The sequence below is a fragment of the Enterobacter sp. C4G1 genome, from assembly GCF_052886895.1.
This window is the reverse complement of the sequence record NZ_JBQVVV010000001.1, coordinates 331,352-347,871: the sequence shown is the minus strand read 5'-3', so window position 1 is coordinate 347,871 and position 16,520 is coordinate 331,352. Positions and strand designations below refer to the sequence as shown.

18 protein-coding genes and 1 tRNA gene are annotated in these 16,520 nt (G+C 54.1%); 7 read left to right on the top strand and 12 right to left on the bottom strand.

Annotation, left to right across the window (positions count from 1 at the left end; genetic code table 11):
- The first annotated feature begins 75 nt into the window (after positions 1 to 75).
- From ACT9TW_RS01680 to ACT9TW_RS01660, 5 genes are all read left to right on the top strand, one after another.
- Positions 76 to 540: an antirestriction protein gene (locus tag ACT9TW_RS01680; protein ID WP_446491518.1), complete on the top strand. Its 465-nt coding sequence runs from the start codon at positions 76 to 78 to the stop codon at positions 538 to 540.
- A 10-nt stretch (positions 541 to 550) separates the two neighbouring features.
- Positions 551 to 1,030, top strand: coding sequence for a RadC family protein (gene radC, locus ACT9TW_RS01675; protein ID WP_446491517.1), 480 nt, complete (start codon positions 551 to 553; stop codon positions 1,028 to 1,030).
- A 13-nt stretch (positions 1,031 to 1,043) separates the two neighbouring features.
- Positions 1,044 to 1,379: a type IV toxin-antitoxin system YeeU family antitoxin gene (locus ACT9TW_RS01670; RefSeq protein ID WP_071704558.1), complete on the top strand. Its 336-nt coding sequence runs from the start codon at positions 1,044 to 1,046 to the stop codon at positions 1,377 to 1,379.
- A gap of 67 nt (positions 1,380 to 1,446) precedes the next feature.
- Positions 1,447 to 1,767 (top strand): TA system toxin CbtA family protein, encoded by a 321-nt coding sequence (locus ACT9TW_RS01665; RefSeq protein WP_446491516.1) that lies wholly within the window; start codon positions 1,447 to 1,449, stop codon positions 1,765 to 1,767.
- Between the two features lie 113 nt (positions 1,768 to 1,880).
- Positions 1,881 to 2,714: a DUF4942 domain-containing protein gene (locus ACT9TW_RS01660; RefSeq protein ID WP_446491515.1), complete on the top strand. Its 834-nt coding sequence runs from the start codon at positions 1,881 to 1,883 to the stop codon at positions 2,712 to 2,714.
- 102 nt (positions 2,715 to 2,816) lie between these two features.
- Here ACT9TW_RS01660 and ACT9TW_RS01655 read toward each other — a convergent pair.
- Positions 2,817 to 2,892 (bottom strand) — tRNA-Ile (locus tag ACT9TW_RS01655).
- A gap of 125 nt (positions 2,893 to 3,017) precedes the next feature.
- Here ACT9TW_RS01655 and mug point away from each other — a divergent pair.
- On the top strand, positions 3,018 to 3,524 hold the full coding sequence (mug, locus tag ACT9TW_RS01650; RefSeq protein ID WP_259832111.1) for a G/U mismatch-specific DNA glycosylase: 507 nt from the start codon (positions 3,018 to 3,020) through the stop codon (positions 3,522 to 3,524).
- Between the two features lie 30 nt (positions 3,525 to 3,554).
- Here mug and ACT9TW_RS01645 read toward each other — a convergent pair whose 3' ends face one another.
- The 5 genes from ACT9TW_RS01645 to rpsU all read right to left on the bottom strand — a co-directional run bounded on the left by ACT9TW_RS01645 (position 3,555) and on the right by rpsU (position 10,842).
- On the bottom strand, positions 3,555 to 5,552 hold the full coding sequence (locus ACT9TW_RS01645) for a TonB-dependent receptor domain-containing protein (RefSeq protein WP_446491514.1): 1,998 nt from the start codon (positions 5,550 to 5,552) through the stop codon (positions 3,555 to 3,557).
- A 10-nt stretch (positions 5,553 to 5,562) separates the two neighbouring features.
- Complete coding sequence (gene yncE / locus ACT9TW_RS01640; protein WP_446491513.1) at positions 5,563 to 6,612, bottom strand: 7-bladed beta-propeller protein YncE; 1,050 nt, start codon at positions 6,610 to 6,612, stop codon at positions 5,563 to 5,565.
- Between the two features lie 161 nt (positions 6,613 to 6,773).
- Positions 6,774 to 8,618, bottom strand: coding sequence for an RNA polymerase sigma factor RpoD (gene rpoD / locus ACT9TW_RS01635; protein ID WP_446491512.1), 1,845 nt, complete (start codon positions 8,616 to 8,618; stop codon positions 6,774 to 6,776).
- Between the two features lie 150 nt (positions 8,619 to 8,768).
- Positions 8,769 to 10,511, bottom strand: a complete 1,743-nt coding sequence (gene dnaG / locus ACT9TW_RS01630) for a DNA primase (RefSeq protein WP_315686879.1) — start codon at positions 10,509 to 10,511, stop codon at positions 8,769 to 8,771.
- Between the two features lie 115 nt (positions 10,512 to 10,626).
- Complete coding sequence (gene rpsU / locus ACT9TW_RS01625; RefSeq protein ID WP_001144069.1) at positions 10,627 to 10,842, bottom strand: 30S ribosomal protein S21; 216 nt, start codon at positions 10,840 to 10,842, stop codon at positions 10,627 to 10,629.
- 236 nt (positions 10,843 to 11,078) lie between these two features.
- On the opposite strand from rpsU, the gene tsaD reads away from it, so the two are divergent.
- Positions 11,079 to 12,092 (top strand): tRNA (adenosine(37)-N6)-threonylcarbamoyltransferase complex transferase subunit TsaD, encoded by a 1,014-nt coding sequence (tsaD, locus tag ACT9TW_RS01620; protein ID WP_182062506.1) that lies wholly within the window; start codon positions 11,079 to 11,081, stop codon positions 12,090 to 12,092.
- A gap of 85 nt (positions 12,093 to 12,177) precedes the next feature.
- Here tsaD and ureG read toward each other — a convergent pair whose 3' ends face one another.
- Genes ureG through ACT9TW_RS01590 form a run of 6 tightly spaced genes read right to left on the bottom strand, consistent with a single transcriptional unit; the run spans position 12,178 to position 16,512 of the window.
- Positions 12,178 to 12,795 carry an urease accessory protein UreG gene (ureG, locus tag ACT9TW_RS01615; RefSeq protein WP_047347805.1) on the bottom strand — a complete coding sequence of 206 codons (618 nt, stop codon included), beginning with the start codon at positions 12,793 to 12,795 and terminating at the stop codon, positions 12,178 to 12,180.
- A 9-nt stretch (positions 12,796 to 12,804) separates the two neighbouring features.
- Positions 12,805 to 13,479: an urease accessory protein UreF gene (locus ACT9TW_RS01610; RefSeq protein ID WP_446491511.1), complete on the bottom strand. Its 675-nt coding sequence runs from the start codon at positions 13,477 to 13,479 to the stop codon at positions 12,805 to 12,807.
- A complete protein-coding gene (locus ACT9TW_RS01605) occupies positions 13,479 to 14,018 on the bottom strand; it encodes a HupE/UreJ family protein (protein ID WP_446491510.1) in 540 nt (179 codons plus the stop codon). The genes ACT9TW_RS01610 and ACT9TW_RS01605 overlap by 1 nt, the downstream gene beginning before the upstream one ends.
- A 9-nt stretch (positions 14,019 to 14,027) precedes the next feature.
- Positions 14,028 to 14,492 carry an urease accessory protein UreE gene (gene ureE, locus ACT9TW_RS01600; RefSeq protein ID WP_182062503.1) on the bottom strand — a complete coding sequence of 155 codons (465 nt, stop codon included), beginning with the start codon at positions 14,490 to 14,492 and terminating at the stop codon, positions 14,028 to 14,030.
- 9 nt (positions 14,493 to 14,501) lie between these two features.
- Positions 14,502 to 16,205, bottom strand: a complete 1,704-nt coding sequence (gene ureC, locus ACT9TW_RS01595; protein ID WP_446491509.1) for an urease subunit alpha — start codon at positions 16,203 to 16,205, stop codon at positions 14,502 to 14,504.
- Positions 16,198 to 16,512: an urease subunit beta gene (locus ACT9TW_RS01590; protein WP_446491508.1), complete on the bottom strand. Its 315-nt coding sequence runs from the start codon at positions 16,510 to 16,512 to the stop codon at positions 16,198 to 16,200. Before ACT9TW_RS01590 ends, ureC begins: the two co-directional genes overlap by 8 nt.
- Positions 16,513 to 16,520 lie beyond the last annotated feature (8 nt).

The window sequence follows — 16,520 nt, the reverse complement described above, 5'->3', positions numbered from 1 at the left end:
TCTTTCAGTCCGCAGCATTATCACTCACCTCACGCCAGCCCTTACCGGCTGGCTTTTTTATTACGGAGCAAAACCATGACCACACAAACTGACACCGCCCACTCACCGGTTAGTGATTTACAAATAGCTAACGCCATTACGGCCAGCCTGGTATCCGATGAAGAGCGTGCTGACTTCTGGCCGCTGCACTTCGGGCGTATCCCTCAGTGGATTTTTATCGAACCCCGAATCTTTAGCTGGATGGAACGCTTCTGCGAATACTACAGCGGCGGTATCTGGAACTTCTACACACTCAGTAACGGTGGGGCCTTTATGGCACCTGAAGCGGAGGATGACAAAAAATGGACGCTGTTTAACAACATGAATGGCAACAGTGCGGGAATGATTGCGGAAGCTGCTGGCATTGCAATGTGTCTGATTGAGTACAGCCACCATGTCTGCCGCACGGAGTGTGATGCCATGACGGCTCACTATTACCAACTGCGGGACTATGCCCTGAACCATCCTGAATCCCGCGCTATTCTCACCATCATTGATTAGGAGATTTACCATGGAGAAACCACAGACGCTGTTTGTGCCGGAACTGCCGCTGACTTCACAGCGCATCATCAAACGCGCCCTGAGACTGCTTGACCACCACCTTCGCGAACCGGGTCTCGCCTTCACCTCCACACAGGTAGCACGTGACTGGCTCAGGCTGAAGATGGGAACTCTTGAACGGGAGGAGTTTATTGTGCTGTATCTGAATAACCAGAATCAGTTACTTGCCTGGGAAACGCTGTTCACTGGTACTCTCAGTCAGACCGAGGTGCATCCCCGCGAGGTGGTAAAACGCGCCCTGTACTTTAATGCGGCGGCGGTGATATTGGCCCACAACCACCCTTCAGGGGAGGTGGCTCCTAGCCAGGCAGACAAAGCCATCACGCAACGGCTGGTGCAGGCGCTGATGCTGGTGGAGATCTGTGTACCGGACCACCTGATTGTCGGCGGCAGGCAGATATTCTCCTTCGCGGAACATGGTCTTCTTTAACAGGAATAAAATGATGAATAACGACGCTACCCCAGCCTGGGGCCTTAAACGAGAGATCACACCGTGTTTTGGAGCACGGCTGGTGCAGGAAGGTCATCGTCTGCATTTTCTGGCAGACCGGGCTGGATTCAACGGTTCATTCAGCGAGATGCAGGCCCGAGATCTGAATGAAGCCTTCCCGCATTTTGTCGCGCATCTTGAGCTGATGTTGCTCTCTGGCGAACTGAATCCCCGCTATGCACACAGCGTTACGCTGTACCGTAACGGACTGACTTGTGAAGCCGATACGCTGGGCAGTCATGGGTATGTGTATATCGCAATTTATCCCTCAAATCAGGGTAAAGACTGATCTTCACCATCATCTCAGCTTTGTAAGCCTTCAAATCTTCCATTCCTTTATTTAAGAGACTCAACACATGCAAATCTCATCTGTACCGGCCACGGTGCCGGTTTCGTCACACCTGTCGCCCGTACAGGTCTGGCAGCAACTTTTAACGTATCTACTGGATTACCATTACGGCCTGACTCTCAACGACACACCATTCCATGATGACGCGGCTATCCAGGAGCATATCGAGGCGGGTATCACGCTTGCTGATGCGGTGAATTTCCTGGTGGAACGCTATGAACTGGTTCGCACCGACCGCAAGGGATTCACCTGGCAGGAGCAGACACCGTTCCTGACCGCTACCGATATTCTCAGAGCAAGGCGAGCTACCGGATTAATGAATACTTAAATTCTTCGAGCCTCATTCCTGATTTTTACCTCTGCACTTTCCACCCTTTTTATTCATCGCATAATGCGCCTGCCACTGCCGGCAGGCGGGTTTGCTTTTATGGAAGATTAACGATGCAAACAGAACCCGACGTGTTGACGGAACATAATGAACTCATTCTTTCGACCAGTATCGAGCGTGTTGTCACTGGTCGCGATTCCGCACTTAAACAGATTGAACAACTGATTCAGCAACTTGATGCTATTTCACGGCTAACCTCAGAAATTGGCGGTGGTACAGCGCAAGATTGGGCAATGAAAGTCGGGCACCGTTACGACAGTTGGATGACTGAAAATGCTGATAAAGCTCTGCCTGCTATCACCCGTAATATCGACCGCAGTATCTGGCGAGACTTGATGCTGAAGTCCGGCATGATGGCCTTGATGGATGCTCAGGCTCGCGACCAGTGGCATAAGAACCTTGAGGAGGGCGACCTCCCTGCAATAAATGAGGCGAATATCCTCAGCACCTTTGAGCAGTTACATCTCAACAAAATGGATGTCTTCGAACGTGGCATCATCAACGTCTTCAAAGGCCTGTCTTGGGACTACAAAACCAATAGCCCCTGCAGCTTCAGTAAGAAGATCATCATCAACAATCTGGTGAGTCACAATCGCTGGGGATTTAGTTTGAACTGGGGCTGGCGGCGGGATCAATTAGCGGACCTGGAGCGAATGTTATTTTTGCTGGATGGTAAACCGATTCCCGACAACCGTGGCGATGTTACTACTCGATTGATGGAGCATATTCGGAACAACCCTCCGAAGGATGTTTACGAAGATGAATTCTTCAGTATCCGTTATTTTCAGAAAGGAACCGCGCACATCATTTTTAAACGTCCCGACCTGACAGAAAAGATGAATGATATCGTGGCGAAGTACTATCCGGGAATGCTGGCAGCGAGATGAAGAGGGTAAGGAGGTAATTCCTTACCTGACCCATTACCTGACCCGATTCGTATAAAACGAAAAAGGAGTCAGACGATTTCTCATCTAACTCCTTGTTTTATTTGGTGGCCCCTGCTGGACTTGAACCAGCGACCAAGCGATTATGAGTCGCCTGCTCTAACCACTGAGCTAAGGGGCCGTGGCAGTGAATTATAAAGTAACTCCCCGCAGCAATCCAGCCATTCGCACCTGCCTGCTGTTTTTATAAACAACGCATAATCAATCCTTTATACTTCCACGATGATGTATCGATCGGGAGTAAATATGATCAACGATATTCTTGCCCCTGGCCTGCGGGTGGTGTTCTGCGGTATTAACCCCGGTAAGTCCTCGGCGCACACCGGTTTTCACTTTGCTCATCCGGGCAATCGCTTCTGGAAGGTTATCCACCAGGCGGGGTTTACTGACAGGTTGCTGAAGCCCGAAGAGGAACAGCATCTGCTGGATACGCGATGTGGGATAACCATGCTGGTCGAGCGGCCAACGGTACAGGCAACCGAAGTGAATCTGCACGAACTGCGCAGTGGCGGGCGTGAACTGATTAAAAAGATTGAAGACTACCAGCCAGCGGCGCTGGCGATCCTCGGTAAGCAGGCTTATGAGCAGGCATTTAGCCAGCGCGGAACACAGTGGGGTAAACAACGCATCACTATCGGCGTTACGCAGGTGTGGGTGCTGCCAAACCCGAGCGGGCTGAACAGGGCGACGCTGGATAAGTTGGTTGAGGCGTATCGCGAACTTGATGAAGCGTTGGTTGTGCGCGGGCTGTAACCGCCGGAGCCTGAGGCTCCGGCGTCACTATCAGAACTCGAATCGCGCGCCCATGTTGTAGCGGCGTCCTTCCAGGATGGAAGACTGGTTATAGGACGTTTTGTAAATCGGGTTCACGTCGAACAGGTTATAAACCCCCGCCATCAGCGTGATGCGCTTATTGAGATGGTAGCGGGCGCCTAAATCGACCAGCGCATAGGCCTCGGTTGAGGTTGATTTACCGGTGTTTGGCGTATTACTGCGCCAACTGCTGGTGGTCCACAGCTCCAGGTCATTGAGCGCATTCCACGTCAGTGACAGGTTGGCCATACTGACTGGGAATTCGTTCAGCGCTTCTCCCTTATACTGACCGCTTTTTTGCTCGCTGTGGGTGTACGTATAGTTTGCGTTAGCCTTCAGCGCAGGAGTGACCTGCCAGTCGGCGTTCAGCTCCAGACCATAGATTTCCGCATCGCTGACGTTGAAATACTGGGACACTTCTTCAGCTTCATAACCGTTGTAAATACACTTCTGCGTGGCGGTTGCGGTACAGATGGTGTAGTCGCTGATCTTGTCTTTAAATTTGGTGAAGAACACGGTGGCATCCAGCGCCAGCGTATCCTGCTGCCAGTAGACGCCCAGCTCGGTGTTAACGCTTTGCTCTGGCTTCAGGTCATCGTTACCGATCCCAATGTACGAGTAAGGATAAGAGCCATAGACGCTGGTGAAGCCTTCGTTGTTCTCACGCAGGTCAGGTTTTTTATACCCCGCCGATACACCACCTTTCAGCGCCCAGCTTTCATCGATGGTCCAGTTCCCGTAGAGCTTCGGCGTCACGTGGTAACCAAAGTAGCTGTCGTGATCGAGACGCGCCGAGGTGGTCAGAGTGAAGTCTGGCACCATCATCCACGCGTCTTCGGCAAACACGGCCCAGCCGTTGCGGCTGATCTCGCTGACCGGCGTGATCCCCGGAACCTCTTTGTCGGCGATGCCGAACGTATCATCCAGCTCGTTGCGGGTGAAGTTGATCCCAAGCGTCAGCTTATGATCGCCGAGATTAAAGGTGTTTGCGCTGTTGGCTTCATAGTTTTTCTGCTTGATAAACTGCGAGCTCATGCCCGGGACACGGTATTCGGTTTTGGCGTTCTCGTAGCTGATGAAGTTCTTCACTTCCACCAGGTCGTCGCCGTACCACGCGTGCTGGGATAACGACGCGGCATCTCGGTCGAAGTCCCATTGCCAGGCTTTATCGTTGTGTGATTTTACCTGATGCCCTTTGACGACGTTCAAATCCCACAGCTGGGTGTCGGTCGGGGCCATATTAATGGTGGCGTCCAGGTTGCCAGCCTGGTGCTTAACAAAACGCTCATCTTTCTGGCTGTCATCGTCACGGCGATCAAGGTAATCCGCCGCCACGCTCACGCCGAGTTTGCCAGGAATGACAGGCCCCATCAAAAAGGCATTGGTCTGGTTGGTGTTGCCGTACTCGCTTTTTTCCTGAAGGAAGTAGTTATCCTCCAGCACCCCGGTCCATTTATCCAGGTTATAGCCTTTTTTGGTGATGACGTTCACCACGCCGCCAATGGAGTCTGAACCATACAGGGAGGACATCGGCCCACGGATCACCTCGATGCGTTCGATAGCCGCAAGCGGTGGCAGGAATGCCGCTTCGGTGCCGATATGGTGGCCGTAAGGGCGGGACTCGCGGGTCCCTTGTTTGATGCCGTTGACCATATAGGAGGTATACGTGGAGTCCATGCCGCGCATCTGCACATCACCGGTGGCAAGGCTCCCGTTACCGTTCCCCACTAATACACCGGGCATATCACGCAACGCCTCGGTCACGTTCTGGTTCGAACGGGTATTCAGCTCTTTCTCGCCGACCACGGAGATGGTCGCCGGTGCTTCGCGGCGCTCCTGAGCGAAACCGGTGGCGGTGACCACAATCTGATCTTCATTAGCGGGTGTTGTCTCTTCGGCGAAAACGGCCGCAGGAAGGCTGGCGAGGGCGAGCGAAATCGCCAGCGCCGTACGTGTCTGGTTAATCACAAAGCAATCCTCAGAATTGGGTTAAATCGAGTTTGAGCACATAGTCAGCCTGGGTGGCTTTTTCATCCTGCTTCACGCTGACAAACAGCGTTTTGCCGTCAGGAGAAAGCGCCATGCTGTTTGGCATGGCGGCCGTTTTTACGGTGTGTTTCAGGCTGTAGGTGTCGGCATCGATAACGCTAATCTGACGTGCATTGCGGTGGGTAACGTATACTTCGTTGCGCGCCGGGTTGTAGACGGCAGCAATGGAGTTCGGCGTCGGAACCCGGTGAAGGATCTTGCCGGAATCGAGCTGAACAACCAATACGTCCCTGGTGTTGCTATCGGTGATAAAACCCACCCCTTTGGCGGCGTTCAGCGCGATGTTGAGGAAGTAATGGTTAGGCTCAGACGGATCGACCTTCACGCGGGAGATTGCCAGAGAGGTTTTGCCATCCAGGGTGATCAGTTCACCTTTTCCGGTCACGGCGTAAACCTTGTTGCCTGCTTCATCAACGGCAAAGCCGACCGGATCCATCCCTTTCAGGGTATGCTCAAGCTTCTGGTTTTGCGTGTCGACAACCCACAACGTGCCTTTGCCTTCACTGCCAATACCAGAGACGTAGAGCCGCTGATGTTTCTTGTCGAGAACCACTTCACGGACATGGGCCTGATTCTCTGAATCGGCGAGCTGGAGGGTTTTCAGTTCTTTGTGGGTGCGGGTGTCCAGCAGGGAAACGGAGCCATCCAGCGCATTACCCAACCAGAGAATATGATTTTGCTCATCCAGCGAGACAGCAAAAGGGCGGCGCTGGGTGGCGATCCGCGTGTTAATTTTCAGGGAGTCAGCGGCGAGCTGAAAAACGTCCCCGGTCGTTTTGTCCTTATCGAAAGAGGGTGCGGACGCGGCATAAACTGTTTTTTGACCAGCATCATAAGCCAGCTCGTAAACGCCGTGCCCCAGCGGTTGGGAGGCGAACCGATCCTCTGAGAAGTCCTTTGCAAAGGCGGGGCCCGCCTGAAGTGCCAGAGAAATGAAGAGCGCACAGAGAGATTGATTTTTTAATGTTTTGAAATTCATGTAATTTTTCTTTACAGTAGTTTACGAAAAGAAAAATGATAATGAAAATAAATATCATTTACAATTTCATCTGTGATTTGGGCCCCTACCAATTTTTGTACTCTGAACGGAAAACCCCAAAAAAAAAGCTCCCCGGAGGGAGCTTTTTCATCGAGGACCGATTAGTCGTCCAGGAAGCTACGCAGCACTTCAGAGCGGCTCGGATGGCGCAGTTTACGCAGCGCCTTCGCTTCGATCTGACGGATACGTTCGCGGGTAACGTCGAACTGTTTACCCACTTCTTCCAGCGTGTGGTCGGTGTTCATGTCGATACCGAAACGCATACGCAGAACTTTTGCTTCACGGGCGGTCAGGCCAGCCAGAACGTCGTGCGTTGCGGCACGCAGGCTCTCGGTGGTCGCAGAGTCCAGTGGCAGCTCGAGGGTGGTATCCTCGATGAAATCACCCAGATGCGAATCTTCATCGTCGCCGATCGGCGTTTCCATGGAGATAGGCTCTTTGGCAATCTTCAGCACTTTACGGATCTTGTCTTCCGGCATCAGCATACGTTCAGCCAGCTCTTCTGGCGATGGCTCGCGGCCCATCTCTTGCAGCATCTGGCGGGAGATACGGTTGAGTTTGTTAATCGTCTCAATCATATGCACCGGAATACGGATGGTGCGCGCCTGATCCGCGATAGAGCGGGTGATAGCCTGACGGATCCACCAGGTTGCGTAGGTGGAGAACTTGTAACCACGACGGTATTCAAATTTATCTACCGCTTTCATCAGACCGATGTTGCCTTCCTGAATAAGATCCAGGAATTGCAGACCACGGTTGGTGTATTTCTTAGCGATAGAGATAACCAGACGTAAGTTTGCTTCAACCATCTCTTTTTTCGCACGGCGGGCTTTCGCTTCACCGATAGACATACGACGGTTGATATCTTTCACCTGCTCGATGGTCAGGCCGGTTTCTTCTTCAATTTGCTGCAGTTTCTGAAGCCCGCGATGCACGTCTTCTTTCACGTCATGCAGTTTTTCAGACCACGGCTTGTTCATCGCGATAGCGGCGTTGAACCAGGTTTCGCTGGTCTCGTTGCCGGTGAAGAGCGTGATGAAGTTCTTCTTCGGCATCTTGCACTGTTCAACACACAGTTTCATGATGATACGTTCCTGGGTACGCACGCGGTCCATCATGACGCGCATACTGTTTACCAGGTAATCGAACTGTTTTGGCACCAGACGGAACTGTTTGAATACTTCAGACAGTTTCAGGATCTCTTCCTGAGCAGCGGCGTGGCTACGGCCTTTTGCTTTGATGGTGTCACGGGTCAGTTCGTACTGGGTACGCAGTTCACCGAACTTCTCACGGGCCAGCTCAGGGTCGATGCTGTTGTCGTCATCGCTGCTGTCGTCGTCTTCCTCTTCATCTTCGTCTTCGTCGTCATCCATCTCTTCCTGAGACAGTTCAGAACCGACGTGAGTAGCGGTTGGCGCCAGATCTTCTTCAGCGTTCGGGTCAACAAAACCGGTGATCAGATCAGACAGGCGCGCTTCTTCAGCTTCAACGCGGTCATACTGTTCCAGCAGATACGTGATCGCTTCCGGGTATTCGGCAACGGAACACTGAACCTGGTTGATCCCGTCTTCGATGCGCTTAGCGATGTCGATTTCGCCTTCGCGGGTCAACAGTTCAACGGTGCCCATTTCGCGCATGTACATGCGGACCGGGTCAGTGGTGCGCCCGATTTCAGATTCCACGCTGGACAGTACCTGTGCAGCAGCTTCTTCCGCATCTTCGTCAGTGTTGTTGGAGGTTTCAGCCAGCAACAGATCATCGGCATCCGGTGCTTCTTCCATCACCTGAATGCCCATGTCATTGATCATTTGGATGATGTCTTCGATCTGATCTGAATCGACGATATCTTCCGGCAGATGGTCATTGACCTCGGCATAGGTCAGATAGCCTTGCTCCTTACCACGTTGGACAAGAAGTTTCAGCTGTGACTGCGGGTTTTGCTCCATAAGACGGTATCCACACTTAATTCGTTTGATTGGTGTTGGCGATGGTGCTGCCAACCTTTAAAGCGAGGGCGTACTTATATTTTTGCCGCTGCCTCTCAGTGCGGCTGCCGGGGGCTCCCCGATCGATATTCGGCACTTAAGCCGTTAAATTCATTTTTTTTCCAGGGCTTGTCTGATTTCCCAGAACTCCCTGCGTTCTTCACTGCTTAAACCGTGAGTGCGATCGCGAGCTATCAACTCTTCCTGTCGCTGTTCAAGCATTGAATCAAAAATTCGGTTTAGCGTGTCGGTGAACATTTTTTCAACATTCTCATCCTTTATATCGTTCCAGGCTGAGAGTTTTTCAAGTGTTGAGTATTCACTTGTCCCGCGATAGTTCTCTAAAAGCTGACCCGTATTCAGGCCTGGCTGGGCTACACAAAGACTCACCAGCTCGTTGAACAGGCTGAGTCCAGGTAGCTTGCTCTGCACCAGCCCATGCAAGGGTGGCACCAGCGGTGCCAGATTCGGGTTTTGCACCAGCAGTCCTATAAGTATACGCATAGGAGTTTGTTTTATCTGCTGAGTGGGACGTACGACACCACTTTCTGCCTGTTTTGGCATTAAACGATCAAGTTGGCCGTCATCAAAAATGCCCAACTTCAGACCCAGCGTCTGGCGCAGCTGAATACGGTGCGCATCGCCAGGGACCTGACTGATAAGCGGCAGCGCCAGCGCTGCCAGCTGCGTACTGCCATCTGGTGAGCTCAAATCGACCTGCGGCAACAGACTATTAAACAGAAACATGGAGAGCGGCTGAGCCTGCTCCATCCGTGCTTCAAACGCCTCTTTGCCTTCTTTACGCACCAGCGTATCCGGGTCTTCACCGTCGGGCAGAAACATAAAGCGTAGCTGACGACCGTCCGTCATGTAAGGCATTGCCGTTTCAAGCGCACGCCATGCAGCATCTCGTCCTGCACGGTCGCCGTCGTAACAACAAATAACGTTATTCGTTGCCCGGAATAACATGTGCATATGATCGGCTGTGGTCGATGTTCCTAGCGACGCAACGGCATAATGAATACCGTATTGCGCCAGGGCGACAACATCCATATATCCTTCGACAACCAACAGTCGTTGTGGCTCAGCTTGATGCTGCTGCGCTTCATAAAGGCCATACAGCTGGCGACCCTTATGGAAAATATCGGTTTCCGGGGAGTTAAGGTATTTCGGCGTATCGTTACCCAGTACGCGGCCACCGAATCCAATAACCCGGCCCCGTTTGTCGCGAATCGGGAACATTACGCGATTGCGGAAACGGTCGTAAGTTCTTCCCTGGTCGTTGTTGACCAGCATTCCGGCATCGAGCAGCAGCTTCCTGTTGTCGACATTACCACCGAAACGTTTTAACGCGTTGTCCCAGCCTGGCGGAGCAAAACCAATAGCGAACTGCTGAACAATCTCGGCGCTTAGACCGCGTTGCTCCAGATACTGACGTGCAGGCTCGGCATTGGGTTGGGTGAAGGATTGCTGATAAAAATCATTTAACCCCTCCATTAACTGATAGAGATTTTGCCTTTGATGGCGTTCTATCTGACTCAGGCCAGTTCCGGCTTCATACGGCACTTCAAGGTTGTGCATCGCCGCCAGCTCTTCGACGGTTTCAACGAACTCGAGCTTGTCGTAATTCATTAAAAAATCGACGGCATTACCGTGAGCGCCACAGCCGAAGCAGTGGTAAAACTGTTTTTCACCGTTTACGGTGAAAGAGGGGGTTTTTTCGTTATGGAACGGACAGCACGCATGGTAGTTCTTGCCCTGCTTTTTGAGCTTTACCCGCGCGTCGATGAGATCGACGATGTCGGTTCTGGCAAGCAGATCATTGATGAAAACGCGTGGGATTCTTCCGGCCATATGCCCCAAAAATTTAAGCGACTTATAAACGAAAACAAGCCGCGCATTCCTTCCGGAAGCACGGCCTTACGACTATTACTCTGCCTGTCAATTGAGGACCGCAGCCCTCAACAGATTAGTACAGACGAGTACGGCGTGCGTTTTCGCGAGCCAGTTTCTTCGCGTGACGTTTCACAGCAGAAGCTTTAGCGCGTTTACGTTCGGTCGTTGGTTTTTCATAGAACTCACGACGACGAACTTCCGCCAGAACACCTGCTTTTTCGCATGAACGTTTGAAGCGACGCAGTGCTACGTCGAACGGCTCGTTTTCACGTACTTTAATTACCGGCATGTAACTCTCACCTTTAATAAATTCGGTTTGCCGCTGGCATCAACGCCAGCTTATTTCAAAATGGTGCGGAATTTTACTGCAAATGCTGCTGCTTTGTAAAGCACCGATGCGATTTTGAAAGGGACTTTAATAAGGGTGAGGAGTATACACGAGCCTTCTTCCTGGGGCGAACAAAGTTTTACATCAACCCGCCCAGGCTCTACACTGCGCGGTATTGAAATGAGGTAAAACAAGTCATGCGTGTACTGGGTATAGAAACATCCTGCGATGAAACCGGCATCGCGATTTACGACGACGAAAAAGGGCTGCTTGCCAACCAACTGTATAGTCAGGTGAAACTCCATGCTGACTACGGTGGTGTCGTGCCTGAACTGGCCTCTCGTGACCACGTACGTAAAACGGTTCCTTTGATTCAGGCGGCGTTGAAAGAAGCCGGATTGAGCGCAAAAGAGATCGATGCAGTTGCCTATACAGCAGGCCCGGGTCTGGTCGGCGCGCTGCTGGTTGGGGCCACGGTCGGGCGTTCTCTGGCGTTCGCGTGGGATGTTCCGGCGATTCCGGTGCACCATATGGAAGGGCATTTGCTGGCGCCAATGCTGGAAGATAACCCACCTGAATTCCCGTTTGTGGCACTGCTGGTTTCTGGTGGCCATACCCAGCTGATTAGCGTGACGGGAATTGGCAAATACGAACTGCTGGGCGAGTCTATCGACGACGCGGCCGGTGAAGCGTTCGATAAAACCGCCAAACTGCTTGGACTGGATTACCCGGGCGGCCCGATGCTATCGAAAATGGCATCGCAGGGCACCGAAGGGCGTTTTGTCTTCCCGCGTCCGATGACCGATCGCCCGGGGCTGGATTTCAGCTTCTCTGGCCTGAAAACCTTCGCGGCCAATACCATTCGCAATAACGAAAACGACGAGCAGACTCGCGCTGATATCGCCCGCGCGTTTGAAGATGCAGTGGTAGATACACTGATGATCAAATGCAAACGTGCACTGGATCAGACCGGCTTTAAGCGTCTGGTGATGGCGGGTGGCGTGAGCGCTAACCGTACCCTGCGCGCGAAGCTTGCAGAGATGATGCAAAAACGTCGCGGTGAAGTGTTCTACGCGCGTCCGGAGTTTTGTACTGACAACGGCGCGATGATTGCTTACGCCGGGATGGTGCGTCTGAATGCGGGCGCAACGTCTGACCTGAGCGTGTCCGTACGTCCGCGCTGGCCGCTGGCAGAATTGCCAGAGGCGTAAGTTTTTTTGCCGGGCGGCACTTCGTTTGCCCGGCCTACGGTTTTGTAGGCCCGGTAAGCGCAGCGCCACCGGGCAATAAACTGCACTACACCCGCAACATTCCTTTCTCTTCCAGAAACGCAATAATCGTTGTTAAACCGTCACCCGCCTTCAGATTGGTAAAGGTCCACGGACGCTCGCCACGCATCCGGTTGGTGTCACGCTCCATCACCTCCAGCGAGGCGCCAACGTACGGCGCGAGATCGGTTTTATTGATCACCAGGAAATCTGATTTAGTGATCCCTGGCCCGCCCTTACGCGGGATCTTCTCGCCTTCAGCAACGTCGATCACATAGATGGTCAGATCCGCCAACTCCGGGCTAAAGGTGGCGCTCAGGTTGTCGCCCCCGCTTTCGACGAAGATCAGATCCAGATTGCCGAATTTCTCGCTTAATGCCTCTACTGCCGCGAGATTCATCGACGCATCTTCACGAATGGCAGTATGCGGACACCCGCCGGTTTCCACACCCACGATGCGCTCTGGCTCCAGCGCGCCCGCTTCGGTCAGGATACGTTGATCCTCTTTGGTGTAGATATCGTTGGTGACCACCGCCAGATGATACGTGTCGCGCATTGCCTTGCAGAGCGCTTCCAGCAGTGCGGTTTTGCCCGACCCTACCGGGCCGCCCACGCCAACGCGTAGAGGGTGTTTGTAATCAGCCATGTTGCATCCTCAGGAACGGAATAACCGTGAATATTGTGTTTCGTGTCGCGCAGAGGCGATGGCGGAAAGTGGCGTTGCCGCACCCAGCGCCTCATCACCCCGTAAAAATGCTGCATCCAGCCCTTTAGCAAAATGGTCGCTCAGCCCGATAATCAGCTGTTGCGCAGCCTGCTGTCCGAACGGGACGAGCTTAACGCCCGCCATCACGGCGCTCTCAATCCAGCTATAGCCCAGACTCAGGGCCAGCTCGCGGGCACCAATTCCCCAGCGCATACCCAGCCACGCCATGCCGCAGAGCTGGCTTTGCGCAATTAATGCCAGCCAGTCTGCCGGGCAGTCCGGCTCCCAGCTTTTAATCAACCGCGTAAAGGCTGCGCCGCGATTGCGCTCTTCTTCGCGCAGCTCGCGCGTTTCCCGGCAGGCGAGCAGGTAAGCTGTCCAGCGTTTGGCTGCGGCCAGTTCCTGCCGCTCGCAGGCCTGATACAGACGGATAAACAGCGGCAGGTCGACGCAGAAAAGGCTCTGTTCCATCTGCTGAATTTGCCAGTCTTTGAATGCATCGGCACTGGTTACCCATCCGGCCTCAACGGCCCATTCCAGCCCCTGCGACCAGGTAAATGACCCGACCGGCAGGCTGCTGCTGGAAAGCTGCATCAGTCGCAGCCACTGGCGGGAGTGTTCCATTAGCTCATCAGCGCCAACAGGGCAGAGACAATCAGCCCGCCGCCGAAGGTTTTACGCAGACCGTCGTGGCGGCGCAGCAGTAATCCCGCCGCAAAACTGGCACACAGCACCGTGGCGCTGGCGAACATAAACCCGCTGGTGAAGAGCCAGAAGTTATGGCCAGCCATCTCCACGCCGTGCGCCCAGCCGTGGAACATTGCCAGCGCAGGCACCGCCAGCAGCAGACGATTTTCAGTTTTAAACATCATCACGCCACATACCGCCAGTGAGGCGATAATCAGCATCTCCATCCCGCTAAAGCCGCCGAGCTGGCTGCCCGCAATTGCGCCGGTCAGCATCATCCCGAGAGTGGCAAAGGGCAGTAGCAGCTTGCGGCCGCTCAGTGCCGACAGCACGCCCGCGCCTGTTAGCATCAGCAGATGATCAAGCCCGGTCAGCGGATGGAAAAAACCTGCCTGAAAACTGTCGGCACCGTGGCCCGGATGAGCCAGCGCCGGAAGGGAGAAAGCCAGCAGTAACAGAGGTAAATACTTACGCATGATTAATCCTTAATGTGAGTGAGCGTGCGAGTGGCTATGGCTGTGGGCATCGCTGGTGTAGGCACCTGCTTCCGGTTCAAAGGGCAGGCTGGCATAGGTCACCTCCAGCCCGAACTGGCGCAACATATCGTCGAGGACATGATCGTGGTGATAGCGCAGTTCGCCTGGCATGATTTGCAGCGGAACATGGCGGTTGCCCAGGTGATAACAGGCGCGAGCCAGCAGGAACGGATCGGCACAGCGCACGACCGACACGGATTCCGGTGCGGCAATCACCTCGATCACTTCGCTGCCGTCTTCACTGGCCAGCAGGTCACCGCCGCGCAGCAGTAAACCTCGGGGAAGCATCAGCCCGGCTTCACGACCGTCGTTCAGCGCAACACGGGCGCGGCTTTTCACCCGCACATCAATCGGCAGCGTAACGCTGGCGGTGACGCGGTGCGCGTGGTCAAGGCGTTGAGTTAAGTAGATCATTGTCGCTCCTCAAAACAGGAAATAGCGTTGTGCCATCGGCAAAACGTCAGCCGGTTCGCTGGTAATCAGTTCCCCGTCAACACGCACTTCATACGTCTGCGCATCAACGGTGATATTCGGTTGCAGGCCGTTGTGGATCATGTCGGCCTTTTTCACGCTGCGGCAGCCTTTCACCACGGCGGTGGCGCTTTGCAGGTTGAGTTGCCCGGCAAGGTTGGCGGATGCGGCGGCCTGGGAGATAAACGTCAGCCGGGTAGCATGTCTTGCGGCACCCAGAGAGCCAAACATCGGGCGATAGTGCACAGGCTGTGGCGTGGGGATCGAGGCGTTGATGTCGCCCATCGGCGCGCAGGCAATCATCCCACCTTTGACGATGGTGGCCGGTTTCACGCCAAAGAAGGCCGGTGACCAGACCACCAGGTCAGCCAGTTTTCCCGCCTCAATTGAACCCACTTCATGTGCGATGCCATGAGTCAGCGCCGGGTTAATGGTGTATTTGGCGATATAGCGTTTGACGCGAAAGTTATCGTTATCGCCGCGTTCTTCCGCCAGCGCACCGCGTTGCACCTTCATGCGGTGAGCCACCTGCCAGGTGCGGACAATCACTTCACCCACGCGGCCCATGGCCTGAGAATCGGACGAGGTCAGCGAGAAGGCACCGATATCGTGCAGCACATCTTCGGCGGCAATGGTTTCCCGGCGAATGCGGGATTCAGCAAACGCCACGTCCTCGGCGATATCCGGGTCGAGATGGTGGCAGACCATCAGCATGTCGAGATGTTCGTCGATGGTGTTGACGGTGTAGGGCAGCGTCGGGTTAGTGGAGGAGGGCAAAATATTCGGGTGCGCGCAGGCGGTAATGATGTCCGGCGCGTGTCCACCGCCCGCGCCTTCGGTGTGGAAGGTGTGGATGGTGCGCCCGCCAATTGCCGCCAGCGTGTCTTCAACAAACCCGGATTCGTTAAGCGTATCGCTGTGCAACGCCACCTGAATATCCATCTCGTCGGCAACCGTCAGCGAGCAGTTAATGGCCGCAGGGGTTGAGCCCCAGTCTTCATGAATTTTCAGGCCGATGGCTCCGGCGGCGATTTGTTCGCGCAGGGCGTCAGGGTTCGAGCCATTTCCCTTACCCAGTAAACCGATGTTGACGGGAAGCGTATCGGCGGCCTGCAACATGCGGGCGATATACCACGGCCCTGGCGTACAGGTGGTGGCGTTAGTACCTGCCGCTGGCCCCGTTCCGCCACCGATCATGGTGGTAACGCCAGAGACGAGCGCCTCTTCTGCCTGCTGCGGGCAGATCCAGTGAATATGGGTGTCGATCCCGCCGGCGGTAACGATCTTCCCTTCGGCGGCGATCACTTCCGTTGCGGCGCCAATTGGGATCGTCACACCGGGCTGGATATCCGGGTTTCCGGCTTTACCCACGGCAAAGATCCGGCCGTTTTTGACGCCGATATCGGCTTTCACGATCCCCCAGTGATCGACAATCAGCGCATTGGTCAGCACCAGATCCACGCACTCCTGCGAGGTCATTTGCCCCTGACCCATGCCATCGCGGATCACTTTTCCGCCGCCGAATTTAACCTCTTCGCCGTACACCGTTAGATCGTTTTCGACTTCGATCCACAGTTCGGTATCGGCCAGACGCACTTTATCTCCGGTGGTCGGGCCGAACATGTCGGCGTAAGCCTTGCGTGAAATGTCAGCCATTTTTCACCTCTCCCATCACATCGCCGCGAAAACCGAAAATGCGCTGTGCGCCCGCCACCAGAACCAGCGTTACCTCGCGCTTTTGGCCGGGTTCAAAGCGCACCGCAGTGCCTGCCGGGATATTGAGCCGATAGCCTTTCGTGGCCTCACGATCGAATTTCAGCGCCGGGTTTACCTCATAAAAATGGTAATGCGAACCTACCTGGATCGGCCTGTCGCCGTGGTTTTCAACGATCACACTCACTGTTTTACGCCCGGAGTTAAGAGCGATGTTGCCGGGTTTAACCTGATATTCGCCTGGGATCATCAGTGGCT

Excerpts from the sequence above, each read along its gene's own strand:
- ACT9TW_RS01680 (WP_446491518.1), top strand. The coding sequence starts at position 76 with ATGACCACACAAACTGACACCGCCCACTCACCGGTTAGTGATTTACAA.
- radC (WP_446491517.1), top strand. The coding sequence starts at position 551 with ATGGAGAAACCACAGACGCTGTTTGTGCCGGAACTGCCGCTGACTTCA.
- ACT9TW_RS01670 (WP_071704558.1), top strand. The coding sequence starts at position 1,044 with ATGAATAACGACGCTACCCCAGCCTGGGGCCTTAAACGAGAGATCACA.
- ACT9TW_RS01665 (WP_446491516.1), top strand. The coding sequence starts at position 1,447 with ATGCAAATCTCATCTGTACCGGCCACGGTGCCGGTTTCGTCACACCTG.
- ACT9TW_RS01660 (WP_446491515.1), top strand. The coding sequence starts at position 1,881 with ATGCAAACAGAACCCGACGTGTTGACGGAACATAATGAACTCATTCTT.
- mug (WP_259832111.1), top strand. The coding sequence starts at position 3,018 with ATGATCAACGATATTCTTGCCCCTGGCCTGCGGGTGGTGTTCTGCGGT.
- yncE (WP_446491513.1), bottom strand. The coding sequence starts at position 6,612 with ATGAATTTCAAAACATTAAAAAATCAATCTCTCTGTGCGCTCTTCATT.
- rpoD (WP_446491512.1), bottom strand. The coding sequence starts at position 8,618 with ATGGAGCAAAACCCGCAGTCACAGCTGAAACTTCTTGTCCAACGTGGT.
- dnaG (WP_315686879.1), bottom strand. The coding sequence starts at position 10,511 with ATGGCCGGAAGAATCCCACGCGTTTTCATCAATGATCTGCTTGCCAGA.
- rpsU (WP_001144069.1), bottom strand. The coding sequence starts at position 10,842 with ATGCCGGTAATTAAAGTACGTGAAAACGAGCCGTTCGACGTAGCACTG.
- tsaD (WP_182062506.1), top strand. The coding sequence starts at position 11,079 with ATGCGTGTACTGGGTATAGAAACATCCTGCGATGAAACCGGCATCGCG.
- ureG (WP_047347805.1), bottom strand. The coding sequence starts at position 12,795 with ATGGCTGATTACAAACACCCTCTACGCGTTGGCGTGGGCGGCCCGGTA.
- ACT9TW_RS01610 (WP_446491511.1), bottom strand. The coding sequence starts at position 13,479 with ATGGAACACTCCCGCCAGTGGCTGCGACTGATGCAGCTTTCCAGCAGC.
- ACT9TW_RS01605 (WP_446491510.1), bottom strand. The coding sequence starts at position 14,018 with ATGCGTAAGTATTTACCTCTGTTACTGCTGGCTTTCTCCCTTCCGGCG.
- ureE (WP_182062503.1), bottom strand. The coding sequence starts at position 14,492 with ATGATCTACTTAACTCAACGCCTTGACCACGCGCACCGCGTCACCGCC.
- ureC (WP_446491509.1), bottom strand. The coding sequence starts at position 16,205 with ATGGCTGACATTTCACGCAAGGCTTACGCCGACATGTTCGGCCCGACC.
- ACT9TW_RS01590 (WP_446491508.1), bottom strand. The coding sequence starts at position 16,512 with ATGATCCCAGGCGAATATCAGGTTAAACCCGGCAACATCGCTCTTAAC.